General features: G+C 32.3%; 18 protein-coding genes. 2 read left to right on the top strand and 16 right to left on the bottom strand.

All coding sequences use genetic code 11. The features are described from left to right. Positions 1 to 24 precede the first annotated feature (24 nt). The gene (gene gap, locus AC3ITQ_RS01455; protein ID WP_194657139.1) at positions 25 to 1023 is read right to left on the bottom strand and encodes a type I glyceraldehyde-3-phosphate dehydrogenase; all 999 of its coding nucleotides are present in this window, start codon (positions 1021 to 1023) and stop codon (positions 25 to 27) included. Between the two features lie 74 nt (positions 1024 to 1097). Then, positions 1098 to 1964: a lipoyl synthase gene (lipA, locus tag AC3ITQ_RS01450; RefSeq protein WP_489236524.1), complete on the bottom strand. Its 867-nt coding sequence runs from the start codon at positions 1962 to 1964 to the stop codon at positions 1098 to 1100. A gap of 329 nt (positions 1965 to 2293) precedes the next feature. On the opposite strand from lipA, the gene AC3ITQ_RS01445 reads away from it, so the two are divergent. Beyond that, complete coding sequence (locus tag AC3ITQ_RS01445; RefSeq protein WP_489236523.1) at positions 2294 to 3163, top strand: M48 family metalloprotease; 870 nt, start codon at positions 2294 to 2296, stop codon at positions 3161 to 3163. 63 nt (positions 3164 to 3226) lie between these two features. Here the strand turns inward: AC3ITQ_RS01445 and AC3ITQ_RS01440 are convergent, their stop codons facing one another. The 9 genes from AC3ITQ_RS01440 to murB all read right to left on the bottom strand — a co-directional run bounded on the left by AC3ITQ_RS01440 (position 3227) and on the right by murB (position 9844). Further along, positions 3227 to 3607, bottom strand: a complete 381-nt coding sequence (locus tag AC3ITQ_RS01440; RefSeq protein ID WP_072974609.1) for a PH domain-containing protein — start codon at positions 3605 to 3607, stop codon at positions 3227 to 3229. 62 nt (positions 3608 to 3669) lie between these two features. Continuing rightward, positions 3670 to 4407, bottom strand: a complete 738-nt coding sequence (locus AC3ITQ_RS01435; protein WP_489236522.1) for a DUF4184 family protein — start codon at positions 4405 to 4407, stop codon at positions 3670 to 3672. A gap of 93 nt (positions 4408 to 4500) precedes the next feature. Next, positions 4501 to 5328: an energy transducer TonB gene (locus tag AC3ITQ_RS01430; protein ID WP_489236521.1), complete on the bottom strand. Its 828-nt coding sequence runs from the start codon at positions 5326 to 5328 to the stop codon at positions 4501 to 4503. Positions 5329 to 5482: 154 nt separating this feature from the next. Beyond that, positions 5483 to 6034, bottom strand: a complete 552-nt coding sequence (locus tag AC3ITQ_RS01425; RefSeq protein ID WP_074659495.1) for an RNA polymerase sigma factor — start codon at positions 6032 to 6034, stop codon at positions 5483 to 5485. Continuing rightward, entirely contained in the window at positions 6025 to 7131 is a 1107-nt protein-coding gene (locus AC3ITQ_RS01420) for a glycosyltransferase (RefSeq protein ID WP_489236520.1), read from the bottom strand. Before AC3ITQ_RS01420 ends, AC3ITQ_RS01425 begins: the two co-directional genes overlap by 10 nt. Positions 7132 to 7214: 83 nt before the next feature. After that, complete coding sequence (locus AC3ITQ_RS01415) at positions 7215 to 7829, bottom strand: FMN-binding negative transcriptional regulator (protein WP_489236519.1); 615 nt, start codon at positions 7827 to 7829, stop codon at positions 7215 to 7217. 8 nt (positions 7830 to 7837) lie between these two features. After that, on the bottom strand, positions 7838 to 8296 hold the full coding sequence (locus AC3ITQ_RS01410) for a GNAT family N-acetyltransferase (RefSeq protein WP_489236518.1): 459 nt from the start codon (positions 8294 to 8296) through the stop codon (positions 7838 to 7840). A 6-nt stretch (positions 8297 to 8302) separates the two neighbouring features. After that, a complete protein-coding gene (locus AC3ITQ_RS01405) occupies positions 8303 to 8806 on the bottom strand; it encodes a hypothetical protein (protein ID WP_489236517.1) in 504 nt (167 codons plus the stop codon). A 24-nt stretch (positions 8807 to 8830) separates the two neighbouring features. Next, positions 8831 to 9844, bottom strand: coding sequence for a UDP-N-acetylmuramate dehydrogenase (gene murB, locus AC3ITQ_RS01400; RefSeq protein ID WP_489236516.1), 1014 nt, complete (start codon positions 9842 to 9844; stop codon positions 8831 to 8833). 240 nt (positions 9845 to 10084) lie between these two features. Here murB and AC3ITQ_RS01395 point away from each other — a divergent pair, with 240 nt between their 5' ends. Next, the gene (locus AC3ITQ_RS01395) at positions 10085 to 10903 is read left to right on the top strand and encodes a hypothetical protein (protein WP_489236515.1); all 819 of its coding nucleotides are present in this window, start codon (positions 10085 to 10087) and stop codon (positions 10901 to 10903) included. A gap of 9 nt (positions 10904 to 10912) precedes the next feature. Here AC3ITQ_RS01395 and hisC read toward each other — a convergent pair whose 3' ends face one another. The 5 genes from hisC to AC3ITQ_RS01370 form a co-directional block, all read right to left on the bottom strand. Next, positions 10913 to 12013 (bottom strand): histidinol-phosphate transaminase, encoded by a 1101-nt coding sequence (gene hisC, locus AC3ITQ_RS01390; RefSeq protein ID WP_489236514.1) that lies wholly within the window; start codon positions 12011 to 12013, stop codon positions 10913 to 10915. Between the two features lie 142 nt (positions 12014 to 12155). Next, positions 12156 to 12335 carry a hypothetical protein gene (locus tag AC3ITQ_RS01385; RefSeq protein WP_489236513.1) on the bottom strand — a complete coding sequence of 60 codons (180 nt, stop codon included), beginning with the start codon at positions 12333 to 12335 and terminating at the stop codon, positions 12156 to 12158. A 33-nt stretch (positions 12336 to 12368) separates the two neighbouring features. Then, positions 12369 to 12932 carry a DUF6934 family protein gene (locus AC3ITQ_RS01380; protein WP_489236512.1) on the bottom strand — a complete coding sequence of 188 codons (564 nt, stop codon included), beginning with the start codon at positions 12930 to 12932 and terminating at the stop codon, positions 12369 to 12371. 99 nt (positions 12933 to 13031) lie between these two features. Then, the gene (locus tag AC3ITQ_RS01375; RefSeq protein WP_489236511.1) at positions 13032 to 14087 is read right to left on the bottom strand and encodes a glycosyltransferase; all 1056 of its coding nucleotides are present in this window, start codon (positions 14085 to 14087) and stop codon (positions 13032 to 13034) included. A 159-nt stretch (positions 14088 to 14246) separates the two neighbouring features. Continuing rightward, a complete protein-coding gene (locus tag AC3ITQ_RS01370; protein ID WP_489236510.1) occupies positions 14247 to 14924 on the bottom strand; it encodes a DUF2461 domain-containing protein in 678 nt (225 codons plus the stop codon). Positions 14925 to 14928 lie beyond the last annotated feature (4 nt).

The raw sequence follows: 14928 nt of genomic DNA, 5'->3' as shown, positions 1-14928 counted from the left end.
ATGGCAATGCTTTTACAATGAATTTTATGTTTTCCTTATCAGTAAAATCAAATCTATTAATCTTGATGAATAACCAATTTCGTTATCGTACCAACCCACAACCTTTACCATTTTGTCAATAACGGAAGTAAGTTGTGCATCAAACAAACACGAATGTGTATTGCCAATTACATCGACAGAAACAATTGGATCTTCTGTGTAATCTAATATTCCTTTTAAATGCGTTTTTGAAGCTTCTTCAAATGCTTTATTAATCTCTTCTATAGTGACAGCACGTTTTACATTAAACGTGATATCGGTCAATGAACCATCAGGAACGGGAACACGAATACCACAACCTCCTATTTTTTGATGCAATTTAGGAAAAATTTTTGTTAATGCCTTAGCTGCACCTGTAGTTGTTGGAACAATTGACTGACTAGCGCCTCTCGCCCTGCGTAAATCCTTATGTGGCTGGTCATGAAGACTTTGGTCGGTTGTATACGAATGTATCGTTGTAATGTATGCTTGCTCGATTCCGCATAATTCATCAATGATTTTTATCATCGGGGCAGCATTGTTTGTCGTACAACTTGCATTCGAAACGATTAGCTCATTTCCGTCTAAAATACTATCATTTACTCCTAAAACTACTGTTTTTATTGTGTCAACTTCTGATGGGGCCGAAAGAATTACTCTTTTTGCTCCAGCTTCAATATGTGCATTTAATTCTTCGTGCGTTTTATATTTTCCTGTTGATTCTATTACAAAATCAATAGAATGGCTTTTCCAGTCTAAATTTGAAATGCTTTTTTCATGAAAAAAGACAAAATGTTTTCCGTCAACAATGATACCTTCTTCGTCGTGACTTACTTTAAAAGGTAGAACTCCATGAATACTGTCGTATTTTATCAAATGCGACATGGTTTTGTTATCAGCAATATCATTAATTGCAACTACTTCAATTTCTGGATGGTTTATAAGAAGGCGAAATAAATTTCTTCCAATTCTTCCAAAACCATTAATAGCAATTCTTGTTTTCAAACTTATGGTTATTCAGTTAATCAGTTATTCGTTTAATCGATTGAACAATTAAACGAATAAACGATTAAACTTTTTTATAAAATATGTTTTTGTGCTTTGTATGAAGAACGAACCAAAGGCCCGCTTTCTACGTAGCGGAAACCTAATTCAAGACCAAATTTTTCATATTTAGCAAATTGATCCGGGGTAATAAATTCTTTTACAGGTAAGTGTTTTTTACTTGGTTGCAGGTATTGACCAATAGTTACAACGTCAACATTTGCATTACGCAAATCGGTCATGGTTTGAAAAACTTCTTCTTCAGTTTCACCAAGTCCCAGCATAATACCCGACTTAGTTCTGTTGATTCCTTTTTCTTTTAAGTAACGTAAAACTTCAAGACTACGATCGTATTTTGCCTGGATACGAACCTCACGTGTTAAGCGACGAACGGTTTCGACATTGTGCGAAACTACTTCAGGATTTGCTTCTACAATCCGGTCAATGTTTCTTTCGATTCCCTGAAAATCCGGAATTAAAGTTTCAAGTGTAGTGTTTGGATTCATTCTGCGAATTGCTTTCACAGTTTCAATCCAGATAATTGATCCACCATCTTTCAGGTCATCTCTGTCAACACTTGTTATTACAGCATGTTTGATGTTCATTATTTTTATAGAACGTGCTACTTTTTCAGGTTCGTCCCAATCTACCGTTTCTGGCCTACCAGTTTTTACACCGCAGAATCCGCAAGAACGCGTACAAACATTTCCTAAGATCATAAAAGTAGCTGTTCCTTCGCCCCAGCATTCTCCCATATTTGGGCAACTTCCTGAGGTGCAGATAGTGTTTAAGCTATATTTATCAACTAAACCACGAAGTTCAGTATATTTTTGTCCAATTGGAAGTTTAACCTTTAACCATTTAGGTTTTCCAGTTGGTATATTTTCAATGACTGTTTCCATATATCAAAATTCAAAGTACAAAGATAAGCATTGTAGTTTATTTGAGGATTTGTTTATAGTTTAATTTGAAATTGTATTGTTACAATTTTGCGAAACCGTTTTGATGATTATTTTGTCAAATTGTTAAAATATTGTTTTTTGAAAGTAAGATACGTCCAAAAGGTATTGTTTTTGGCTATTTATTAGAAGGGAGAGGCTAAATATGCTATTCCTTTGACTTTTACTCATTTAAAATTTATATCTTTATTTGTTAAAAAATGGACTTAAAACAAGCCTAAAAAGGAACATAACTGTACTACATTTGTTGTTAAATTGAAATAATAAGAAATATGAAAAAGAAATTTATTGTATTGGGAGTTTTATTTGCCGCTTTTGGTTTCACTAAGATCAATGCGCAGATTAATTTTGGAGACAAAGCGATTGGTGCTGTCCAAAAAGGGGTTACAGGTTTTACATTTAGTAATGCTGATGCTGCTGCATTGTCTAAAGCGGCGGTAGATAAATTGGATACCGAAAATGAAATTGCCGGGCCCACAGATGGATACACTTTAAGATTGAATAAAGTTTTTGGAAAATATACTGCTGGTGAAGGCTATACATTAAATTATAAAGTATATAAATTAAAAGAAGTAAATGCTTTTGCAACGGCAGACGGTAGTGTTCGTGTATATTCAGGATTAATGGATATTATGGATGATAATGAGTTACTTGCTGTAATTGGTCATGAAATTGGGCACGTGGCGAACCATGATTCACAAGATGCTATAAAAGCGGCTTATAAAAAAGAAGCTTTAATGGATGCAGCTGCTTCACAATCAACAACTGTAGCTACTGTTACTGATAGTCAGTTAGGAAAAATAGGAAGTGCTATTGTTGATAGTAAATTTAGCCGTAAACAAGAAGCAGAAGCTGATTTGTTTGCGTATAATTTCATGAAAAAGAATGGTTATGATGTAAATGCAGAAGAATCTGCTTTTAGGATTTTAGCCAAAATGAGTGAAGGAGCAGAAGCTTCCTTTATTGATAAAATGATGAGCTCACACCCAGATTCAAAACAAAGAGCTGAAGATGCTAAAAAAAGAGCTGAAAAAGATGGTTTGTATAAGCCGTATGTGCAACAAAAAATTGTAAATACCGTTCCGGCTCCGACTAAGAAAGCAACAACTAAAAAGAAAACTACAACCAAAAAGAAAAAGTAATTTCCTTTAGAAAAAAGAAACCCGATAAATTTTTGAAATTTGTCGGGTTTTTTAATTTTATGATTAACCTAAAACATGGTGAGCTAGTACTTTTTGAACATCATAAACATTTACCGATTTAGTAAATTGTTTTACAATACTTGGCTGCACTTCGCTTGATACCCAAATTTTTAATTCGGCTTCTAAATCAAAAGTTCCCGCTGTTTCTACACTAAATCGGGTAATGCTTTTGTAAGCGATCGATTTATATTCTGTTTTGCTTCCTGTAATTCCTTGTACGTCAACTAAGATTAATCTTTTATTAGTGAAGATAAAAGTGTCACGGATCAATTTGAATCCCATTTCGATGGACTCATTATCAGTTAAGAGCTGTCCGTAGTTTTTTAGTAAATCTTCCTGACTTACAGAACCTGCATTTCCAAGAAGTGCTGAAAATATTCCCATTTTTTAGTTTTTAATTTTAATAAAATGTTTTTCTTTTATGAATGTAAAAGTAAGTGATTTTGTTAAAATTTTGAACCGCCTTTTGATTTAATTAGTAATGGAGTTGAAATTAAAGAAATCAGAAATGCGGATATTATGGAGACAATTATGTTGCCAAAAGCTTTTAGGTTAAAAGATATTGAAAATCTCAAAACTAGAATTAGAGTTAGTAAGATGAGAATCGTAACCCAATATTTTTTGCTAACTGAAGTTTTAGAGTTTATTTTTTTTGGAAGCCTTAATACTGCTATAATTATAGCGAATGCTCCAATTAACGAACTCAAATGTTGTGCTGTTTTCCAAAGCGGGATTTCTTTTTTAAGAATCTTTGCAGTGTTACTGAGTGTAGGGATTTTGTTTACAAAATAACCATGATTGTGTGTAAAGGCATCCCAAAAAAGGTGAGAAGTTATTCCGATTATTAAAGAAACTAGAACAGTAGTATAATTTTCTTTGAAATAAGTATTCCAGTTAAATTCGGTAAATAGTAACAGTCGAGATTTAAAAAAGCTAGGTAAGTTTAGATATAAACTATTACGAACTATATTATGAAAAATGAATGTTAATAAAATCCCTAGTGGTAAATCAAACCAAAATATCCCGTCGAGAGTATGACTATAAATACTTTGAACTTTCATTCTGATGAAATATTCGAAATCGGGAGTTAGACTGCCAATTACAAGACCGGTTAACGAAAACCATTTTCTCGGAAAATATTTAAGAGGAAGAATAATTGCGGGATGCGAGAAGGTAAATGGCATTAATTACAAATAAGTAAGGTTTTCTACAGAGTTAAAATTAGTGTTTTATGATGGAACAAAAAAAGCAGAACCTAAATTCTGCTTTTTCTTTTTTTATTCTACTTCCGTTTTTATTGTTATTGGAAGATTATATGCTGTTCTTACTGTTTTTCCGTTAAGTATTCCAGGAGTCCATTTTGCTTTTATAGATTTCAAAACTCTAATAGCTTCTTTTCCTAAGCCATAACCAGGGTCATTTAGTACCTTTATATCAGTAATTGAACCGTCTCTTTCAATTACGAAAGAAACATATACTTTTAATGTTCTTTCAACATCTAATTCCGGTCTGTTGAAATTGTTACCAACATAACTATAAAACTTCGCCATTCCTCCAGGAAATTCCGGCATTTTATCTAATACAGCAGAATTTACAGGATCATTAGTTGGTGGTGCCATTTCTGTACCGCTACCACTACTACCAGTTGATGGCAGAGTATTAACTACAGTACCAGTTCCCGCTGAAGTATTGTTAACAACAGGAGCATTATCTGTGTTGGGAGCAATAACATCTGGCGTAGCCTGATCTGTAGTAGTAACAACTGGATTTATCAATTGTGTACTGGTAATTGGCGGAGTAGCTGAACTTTGTTGCGGAGGTGCAATTGGTTCAGGCGTTGGTGGTTTAACGTAAGGATCAATTGTAACCGGCGTCATTGGTTCGGTAAAGGTTGGTTCGGTTTCTATCGGATCAGGTTGTCCTTTAAGTTTATTAATCAACATCGATACGCTTCCAATACCTGCTAAAAATAGCAGTCCCATAAATAGCGCTGTTACTGTGGTTTTTGAATTCTCCTGGCGTAATTGATACGCGCCGTACTCTTTGTTTTTGTTTTCGAAAACAAGGTCGGTCCAAGTGGTTTCGTAGATGTTTGATTTAGACATGATTAATGGATTTTAAGGTTAAGTAACATTAAATCATAAGCGATGGTTTTTTGGTTTTAGCAACAATGTAGGTGTTGTTGTTTTAGTATGTGAATAATTGATTGTTTTAAGAAAAAATAAGATAATACTTTATTCTTTACCTAAAGATAATAAATTATCTATTACGTTCAATTATTTCTGCTAATAATTTTTTAGCACGAAGAAGCTTTACTTTTACGTTGCTTAATGGTTCATCAATTTTAAGTGCAATTTCCTGATAGGTCATTTCCTGGAAATAACGTAACTGAATGACTTCCTGATAATGGGGTTTTAATTCTTTAATGCATAAAAGCAAACGGGATAAATTTTGCTCTTTAATTAATGCATCTTCAGCAGATGGAGTAGGGTCGGCAATGTTGTATGCCTGTTGATCTTCAGAATCTGTAATTTCGATAAAAAGATTGGTTTTCTTTTTGCGCAATAAATCAATATAGACATTTTTTGCGATTGCAATTAACCAGGTGTTGAATTGAAACTCTGAATTGTAAGTAGCAATTTTGTCGAAAGCTTTTGAGAAGGTTTCGATTGTAATATCTTCAGCAATAGTTTCGTTTTCAGTACGTTTTAGCATGAAGCCGTACACTTCATTCCAATAAAAATCTAATAAAAAAGTAAAGGCAATCTGGTCGCCTTTTTTTGCTTTTTCTATTTTAGAATTTATTTCCAATGTACAGGTTTTGAAAAGAGATTAGTTATAAAGATATTAATTTGTGTGAATATAAGCACTATCTCTACAACCGGAAACCATATTTTAAGATCATTTTCTTTTAATTTTCCGGAAGAAAATCCCATAACAGTCCACGCAACTGTGTAGCGAGTAGCCAATATTGCCAATACAGCAATCCATTGAAACTGGAAGGCCAATAAAAGTATAACTAATAAAAAGAATAATAATTGTGATGTATAAAAAAGACCCAACTGCATTTTATCAAAAAACTTATAATGTTCTGCAGTAGAAACATGTCTTCTCTTTTGTGTGAACCATTCTTTATATGATTCTTTTGGTTTTGAATAAGTAAAACTTTTCGGATTATATGAAATGGTAGTGTTGCTTTTATTTGCCGCCTGATTAATAAATAAATCATCATCGCCTGAACGAACCTGAATATGATCTATAAAACCGTTAACATTAAAGAATTCTTCTTTTTTGTAAGCTAAATTTCTCCCAACTCCCATATAAGGAGCTCCAATTTTAGCCCATGAAAAATATTGTACAGCTGTTAAAACAGTTTCAAAACGGATAATTTTATTTAGTAAAGAGCGCTCAATTTTTTCATAACCGCCATATCCTAAAACAATAGTTTTATTCATGGTAAATTGTGAGGTCATTGATGTTATCCATTCTTTTGAAGTTGGATAACAATCAGCATCAGTAAATAAAAGGTATTCTTTTTTAGAAGCTTTGATTCCTAAAGTTAAGGCGTATTTTTTATTACCCCAGAAAGCTTCATTATTTTGCACTTTTACCAGACGAATATTTGGATATAGGCTTTCAAATTCTTCAAAAACTTCTAAGGTTTCGTCGCTTGATGCATCATCAATTAATACAATTTCAAAATCAGGATAATCTTGTTCTGCTAATAACGGAATGAACTTTTTTACATTTTCTTCTTCATTTTTAGCACAGACAATTACAGAAACAGGAAGTTTTTTTTGTGTAATTTCTTGTGGTTTACTGAAAGCAAACTTTCCAAAAATTCCTAAGTAATAGAAAATTTGAATAAAAACAATAGCAATAAAGAAGTAAAATAAAGTTATAAGCATCTGATTTTAATGTCTTTTAATTTCTGAATCTTGCGCGTGCAAATGTACTTATGAATTCGTAATTTTCAATGGTTAATTCCAATTTACTTTCGGCATTTCGCCATTTCTTTTGCAACAGCAATAGCCTGAGGGTTTTCGGTTTTTTCTAATTCCGATATTATATTTTTATAATTGTGATCATCGCGATTTTGAGAGAGTTTTTTTGTGGCCTGAATCTCATCGATTTCTATTTCGAAACCAAATATGCCCCTGGCTTCACGCATTGTTTTTGTTGATAAATTCTCAACTCTAATCGGATTCTCTGAACTAGCTTCGTATTTATCAACCAGTTTTTTTAATTGTTCTATTGTACTTTCTTCATCGACAATTTTAATTCTTCCATAAACATGTACGGCTATATAATTCCATGTTGGTACATTTTCGTGATCATACCAGGAAGGAGAAATATAACTATGTGGACCTGTAAAAACAGCCAAAACCTGATCGTTTTCAGCAAAACCTTCTGCTTGCGGATTCAGTTTTGAAATATGCCCTTGCAGGATTTCTTTTCCATCAGCATTTACTTCAAGTTCTATCGGAATATGGGTTGCACACAATTTTCCGTTAGTCTGATTGATGAGAATTCCAAAACTGTTTTCTTTCAAAAAAGTTCTGATTGATTCAGGATCTTCGTTTTTGTATATTTCGGGTGTATACATTTGTGAGTTTATTTTAAAGATTTTCCAAAGCAAATGGCTTCCGGGCGATCGGTATATTTTCCGTAATTAGGAATTACTTTATAATCTTGTTTTTTATAAAATGCTGTTGCTTCTTGATTTTTCACTCGTGTCTCTAAAATCAAATCAGTATAACCAATTGTTTTAGCTTTATTTTCTAAAAAGGCCAAAACTGTTTGCCCGATTTTCTTTCCCGGATATTTAGAATACATTCGTTTTACTTCTCCAATATTTTCAGAAATTGGTCTAATCGCGCCGCATCCAACAATTTCATCGTCAATTTTGGCAACAGCAAAAACATATTTTGAATTATTGTATTCCCAATCGTTAAAAGAATTCTTTCCATCGCTTCCAAAACGAAGATAAAGATTTGCCGACAATTCTTCTATGATTGCCAGAACTTTTTCATCATTTGGATTGGTTACAATTATGGAAATTTGTTTTGACATTGATTTTTAATTTGATTTTGTTTCGTTTTTCACAGCAAACAAATTTGGTTTTACACTGAACCATAAAATCAAAAGCCCCAGTAAGGTAAAAGTAATTCCTCCAATTATAAATTGGATTACAAAATCATCAGAAAATGCAGATACGAAAAAATCAAATAAACGGGAAAATACACCTCTTCTAAAAAATTTAAGTCTTAGGATGATATACATTACAATTGCGACCAAAATGGTATTTAATGATGAAAATTTATGTTTCCAATTCAAGAAAGAAACCAGAAGAATTCCAGCTATAAGGCCTAAGAATATCCAGATATAAATACCTGGCCAAAAGTCAAAAAAAGCTTCTTTTGAAGGGAATAATCTATTCCAGCATTCCGATTTATTATTGTGAGTTGTGGCACAAATGAACTCTTCAGCGACAGTGTAAAACCGCAGTTGAAGTGTGCCATGAATCAGGAAAATCATTCCAAGCAATTGAAGTAGAATGACTCTGAAGTTAAGTTCTTTCATTTATAAAAATAAATTATAAAATTCTTAAATTACGTTTACTTCAGCTTCAATATGAATTCCGAAAGTTTCAAAAACAGTTTTTTGAACATCTTTTGAAACCGCTAATATTTCTTGCCCGGTTGCATTTCCATAATTCACTAAAACCAAAGCCTGATTTTTATGTACTCCGGCATCTCCAAAACGTTTTCCTTTAAAACCAGCCTGTTCAATTAACCAACCAGCCGGGACTTTAACTTCAGTTTCAGAAACTTCGTAATATTTCATTTCAGGAAATTTCAGATGGATTTTTTCGAAATCAGATTTTAATAAAATCGGATTTTTAAAGAAGCTTCCGCTATTTCCCAATTCTTTCGGATCGGGTAATTTGCTTTGTCTGATTGCAATTACGGCGTTGCTTACATCTTTTAAAGTGGGTGTAACAATATTATTTTTAGCTAATTCAGCGGTAATGTCTCCGTAAGAAGTATTGATTTTATGATTGCGTTTGGTCAATTTATAAATTACAGACGTAATGATATATTGGTCTTTAACTTCATTTTTAAAGATGCTTTCTCGGTATCCAAAATTACATTCAGAATTCTTGAAGGTTTTGATTTCCTGAGATTCGATATTGATGGCTTCACACGAAATAAAAGTATCTTTGATTTCAGTTCCGTAAGCACCAATATTTTGAACCGGAGTTGTACCGACATTTCCGGGAATTAGGGACATGTTTTCTAAACCTCCAAAATTATTTTCGATTGTATAAAGTACAAAGTCATGCCAAGTCTCGCCGGCCTGACTTTCAACCCAGACAAAATCTTCATCTTCTTTAATGATTTTTTTTCCTTTTAAATCGATATGAATTACCAGGGCGTCAATATCTTTAGTTAAAAGCATATTGCTTCCTCCGCCTAAAATGAATTTTTTCTCGTTTTTGTGTGCTTCTAAAATAGTTTTCAATTCAGCAACCGAATGTACTGCAACAAATTGTTTGGCTTTGGCTTCAATACCAAAAGTATTGTAGTTTTTTAAAGAAAAATTGGATTGGATTTCCATAAATAAAAGGCTTTTTTGATCCCGAAGTTTCGGAATAATTCTGAGCTCAAAAGTAAGGATTATAATTTATTTGAATTGGGTTTTAAATAAATATCAAATTAAAATTTTAATTCAGATGAAGGAGCATTTGTGAATTTTCGTACTAAAGACTTTTTGATATTGTAGTTTAATTTTCATGTTGGTTGTGATATTAGATTTTATCTTTCGTATGTTTGATTTAAAAATATCAATCTTTTAAAGATGAAAATAACTTATCGAACATTGCTTTTGTTTCTTGTAATTTTGCAATTCTTAAGCTGTATAAAATCTAAAGAAGAAAATGTAATTAAGAAGATTACGATTAAAAAATCCACAGAGAAATCTGAAGTGGCTTTAACAAATTCTAAAATAGATAATTTCTCTTTTCCTGTTGACAGCACTTTGAAAGTCAAGATTCTTGAACTTGAAACATTTCATAATGATGAAGTTGATCCTAATTTGGATAAGAAAATTTGGTTTGGACTTTTTAAAAGTAAGGATAACTATACTCTTGTGGAAACTAAGGTAACAATTAAAAACGCACATGATGCTATAATTGATGAAACCGAAGATGAACAAACAGGATGGAATGTTAGCGTTGCAACAAAAGATACTTGTGTAGTTTTAATTGAAAAACTACCTTATTTAAATAATAGAGATATATCAAGCATAATTTTGCCGAAGAGTATTTATCCAGGAGATAATTTTAAATTTTCTTTTGAAGGGATAGAATATGCTTTGTCTGCAACCGGCGATAAAAAAGGCTCTGATTGGATTGAGGTGTCAAATTATAAATTGTATTTGACATCAAAAGTTAACGGAAAAGAAATCACAGATCTTTTAGTTGCACAAAAAAGTTTTGATGATCAAATGATCAAAATCATTTTTGCTGGTGATATTGATGGAGATTCTAAATTAGATTTAATTATAGATACATCATATCATTATAACCTCTCAAGGCCTACATTATATTTTTCTAAAACGGCTGAAAAAGGAAAAATTATTAAACCAATGGGGGTTTTTAGTTATGTTGGCTGTTAAGCGATTTGATTATTTTATAGCTGCAATAAATCGTTGCATTTCTTTCATGGTTCCTATGGTAATTCGGGTCCATTTTCCATTTTCTTCGTAAATTTTTGTTCCAGTTATATTATGATCTTTCAATTGTTTGAAGTACTCTTTTTTATAATTATCTAAAGAAAAATAAATAAAATTAGAATGGGACGGAATGCAGTTTAAGTTAAGAAGAGTTAGCTGGTCTATCGTATATTTTTTTACTTCTTCATTTGATGTATGTACTTGTTGAATAAATTTCTCATCATTTAAAGAGGCTATAGCTGCCGCTGTCGAGACAACGCTGACTGCCATATTCTGTGATGATCTCACAGTGTCAAGTTCTTCAATAGTAGTAGCATGTGCAATAGCATACCCAACTCGGGCGCCGGCCAAACCGTACATTTTTGAAAAAGTCTTGGTGATAATCAAATTTTTATTTTCGAAAACCAAATCACTTAAGGATTGTTCTTTTGTAAAATCGATATAAGCCTCATCAACAAACACTATTGCTTTTTTTGTTGCTTCTTTTATAAAGGATTCCAATTCTTGTCTGCTACATATCGTTCCTGTTGGGTTATTCGGATTGCAGATATAAATCATTTTAGTATCTGAGTCGATAGCTTTCAACATGGCCGTTAAGTCATGTTTTTTGTGTTTAGTTAAGGGAACAGTAATTTTCTTAAGTCCTAGTTTTTCAGAAGGCGCTGTCCAGTAGTCGAAAGTGGTTTCCGCCAAAATGAAATTACCTTTTTTTAATGCAGTAAATTGAAGTACTAAATCTAAAATTTCTGTTGAACCAGCACCTAACAGAATATTATGGTCTGAAACAGCATTCTTTTTAGCGATATGCGTGATTAATTCTGCCGAAAGATCCCAGCCATATCGATTACTGGTATTGATGCTTTTTGCCATTGCAGCACGAGCTAATGGAGACGGACCATACGGATTTTCATTTGATCGAAGTGTTATAGGAGAATTGTCTAAATCAGGAAAAATAGGTTCTTCAACAGGTTTTGCAAATGCTTCAACGTTATAAAATCCTAATGCTATAGTACCTAAACTTATTTGTTTCAGCCAATTTCTTCTATTATTCATCTCTGTTTTAGATTAAATTAAACAATTACTTTTAATAGTATGTCGTAGAGATATAGGAAAAGTTACTAAGAGTTTTTTTTTTCTTAATGCTAAATAAAAAAAGCCTTCAAGTTTGAAGGCTTCTATATATTGATTCGTAATTTTATTTTGTAGCTAGTTTTTTAGAAAGGGAAATTGAATTGTCTCCAATCAAGCTAGAGGCTATTTCCATTTTTTGTTTTCCAAAAGTTTCATCAAAAGATTTTCTGTTTTCCTTGTCTTTGTAGGATACAGTAGTTTTTTTTTCAGATTCGTTTAAAATATCTTTAATTATATTTTTCATAACGCAGTCATTTGTAGTACAAAAGTATAAAAATTATTTGAACTCATCTTTAATCTCAAATGTTATAAAATTATATAATTTACTTTTATTAGAGTCGTATATTTGATATTCAATTTTGTCAACATTGATAATTGAATTGGGCTGTTTTCCTGTTTCTGCATTTTCTTGGATCTCTAAATCTCTAATAATTCCACCTCTTATAATAAAAAAACGTTCAATTGAGGCTAAATTATTATTTAATCCGATTTTGTATAACCTGTGTTTTGCATGAGTATTTCCGAAAAAGGTTAAAATTGAATTAGGATAAGTAGATAAAAAATCTAAGGCACAGGTAAATACTGTTTTTAGGACTTTGTTTTTATCATTTTTATTATTGTCTCGTGCCATATCAGAAATTGTTTCTTTGCCATTTTCATCGATATGAATGTTTCCAAATCCTAAATTATAATATCGCTCTAAACCACGTTGTGGATATTTTCGAATTGCAACCCTTTTAGGAATATCCTTTTTACCAATACTTACAAAATCATATTTAACATGGGAAGGATTTTTGTCGACTTGCTCAAATTCATAAGATTCATTTATTAAATCTTCCATTCATTGTTTTTATTGTTGGCAAACTTAAAATAAATAAAGTAAAATCTTGTTAAATTTTGATAAATTGTGTTTTGAAAAATCAAGTAGTTAGAAAAAATATCAAAATTTCCTATTCATTAACTCATGATATTTATCCGCAATAATCTTCATATTAATATCATAATTCGCATTCTCCTCTACAAATTTTCGATTATCTAAAATGGCATTATTTCGGGATTCGCTATTTTTAAAAGACCAAATCAATTCTTCTGCCAGCATTTCGACATCATCAATTGTAATTAATTGTCCGTTTTCATGATGTTTGATCCAGCTTTGATTTCCGGGAATGTCAGAAACTACAGGATAACAACTGCAAGCCATTGCTTCAAATAAAGAAGCAGAAACACCTTCGGTAATGGGCATGCTGATGTAAATATTCGATTCCTGTAATAATTTCGGAAGTTCAGTATTCGGAATTCTGCCTGTAAAAATTACTTTGTTTTCGATTTGTAATGTTGCCGCTAAATCTTTTAAAAACTGTAATCTTGTTCCGTCTCCCACAATGGTCAAAGTGAAATCTATTCCTTTTTGATGTAAAATAGCAAAAGCTTTTAAAATTGAATCATGACGATATTCCGGTTGTAAAGATCTAGTTACAATCGCTTCAATTTTATTTGAATTATTAATAGAAGGAGTAAAAAGCGTTAAATCAATTCCTTTAGGGATCACCAAGACTTTGCTCATGTCAACTCCGATTTGCTTCATTGAAATGGTCATAACTGGCCCCCAGGCATGAATTAGGTCAGCTTTTTTGAAAGCGTGTTTTTGTATGATTTTTTTAAGTGGTAATAAAATGGAACCTTCCGGCCATAAATCGGTTCGGCCTTGCTGTGCAATTGCAATTGGGTGCATTCCAGAAATGGCAGCAAGAAAACCGTAACTGGTTGTTCTCTCTGCAATAATCATATCCGGTTTTTCGCGTCGGATTGTTTTTCGAATAGAAATAGGAGAGAAGGCGTATTCTAAAATACGTTTGAATCGATTTAGTTTTGAATTGTTTGGTGTTTGAAGTTCCCAGGTACAAATTTCAAAATCGCCAAATTCTTTCAAACCTTTCATCCACGTAATAGCGTCCGCACGATACGATTCTCCCAGAAAAAGTATTTTTCTTTTCATTATTGTCTTTTTTCGCCACGAATTCACGAATTATTTTAAATTCATTCGTGAATTCGTGGCGATAATTTTTTTCGAATTGCTGAATTATTTTGCCACAGATTTCACAGATTTCAAAGAATTTTTTAATCTGTGGAAATCTGTGGCGAAATTTTATTTTTTCTAAAATTCATCTGTTTCTAAAGCACGATTGATGAACTCGTTTAATGGTTTTAATGTGATTAATTTCTTGCTCATTTTGGCAACAAAATCTTTTTGAGTCACCTCGGCAATATCATATTTTTGAGTTGCGGTAAAGCTTTTCAGTTTTAAAAATTCAATCGCCGGATGGTCTTTTTCGTAACCACGCGGCATGCTTTTAAGCGAATTGGTTTCGTTTACATCTAAACTTCCAAATTCCTTTTTGAAGTTTTTATCAGCCAAAATAGCTTGTAAATCATCATGAAAAAAAGCAATTTCTTTACGGACTTTTTTTAAGTCTGCAGCTTCTGGCGAATAAAATCCGCCGGCAATAAAACTAGCTCCTTTTTCAATGTGAACATAATATCCAGAACGATTGGCACCTTTAGCCCCGGCAGACATCCAAACGCCTAAATGTGCTTTATAAGGTGATTTGTCTTTGGAAAACCGAATGTCACGATTGATTCGGAAAGTGCAGTTTTTCACTTCTAATAATTCCAAAGAAGGATCAAGCGGTTTCATAATATCCAGAAAATCACTCACCAATTGATGATAGTCTTTTTTGAAAATCTCGTATCGTTTTTTATTGTCCTGAAACCAGTCTCTGTTGTTGTTCTTTTTTAAATCGTCTAAAAATTGCAATGATTCTTTCGTTAGCATATTC

The organism is Flavobacterium sp. KH_001 (assembly GCF_057840745.1).
Note: the sequence above shows the minus strand (reverse complement) of the source record. Positions and strands in the feature narration are given on the sequence as shown.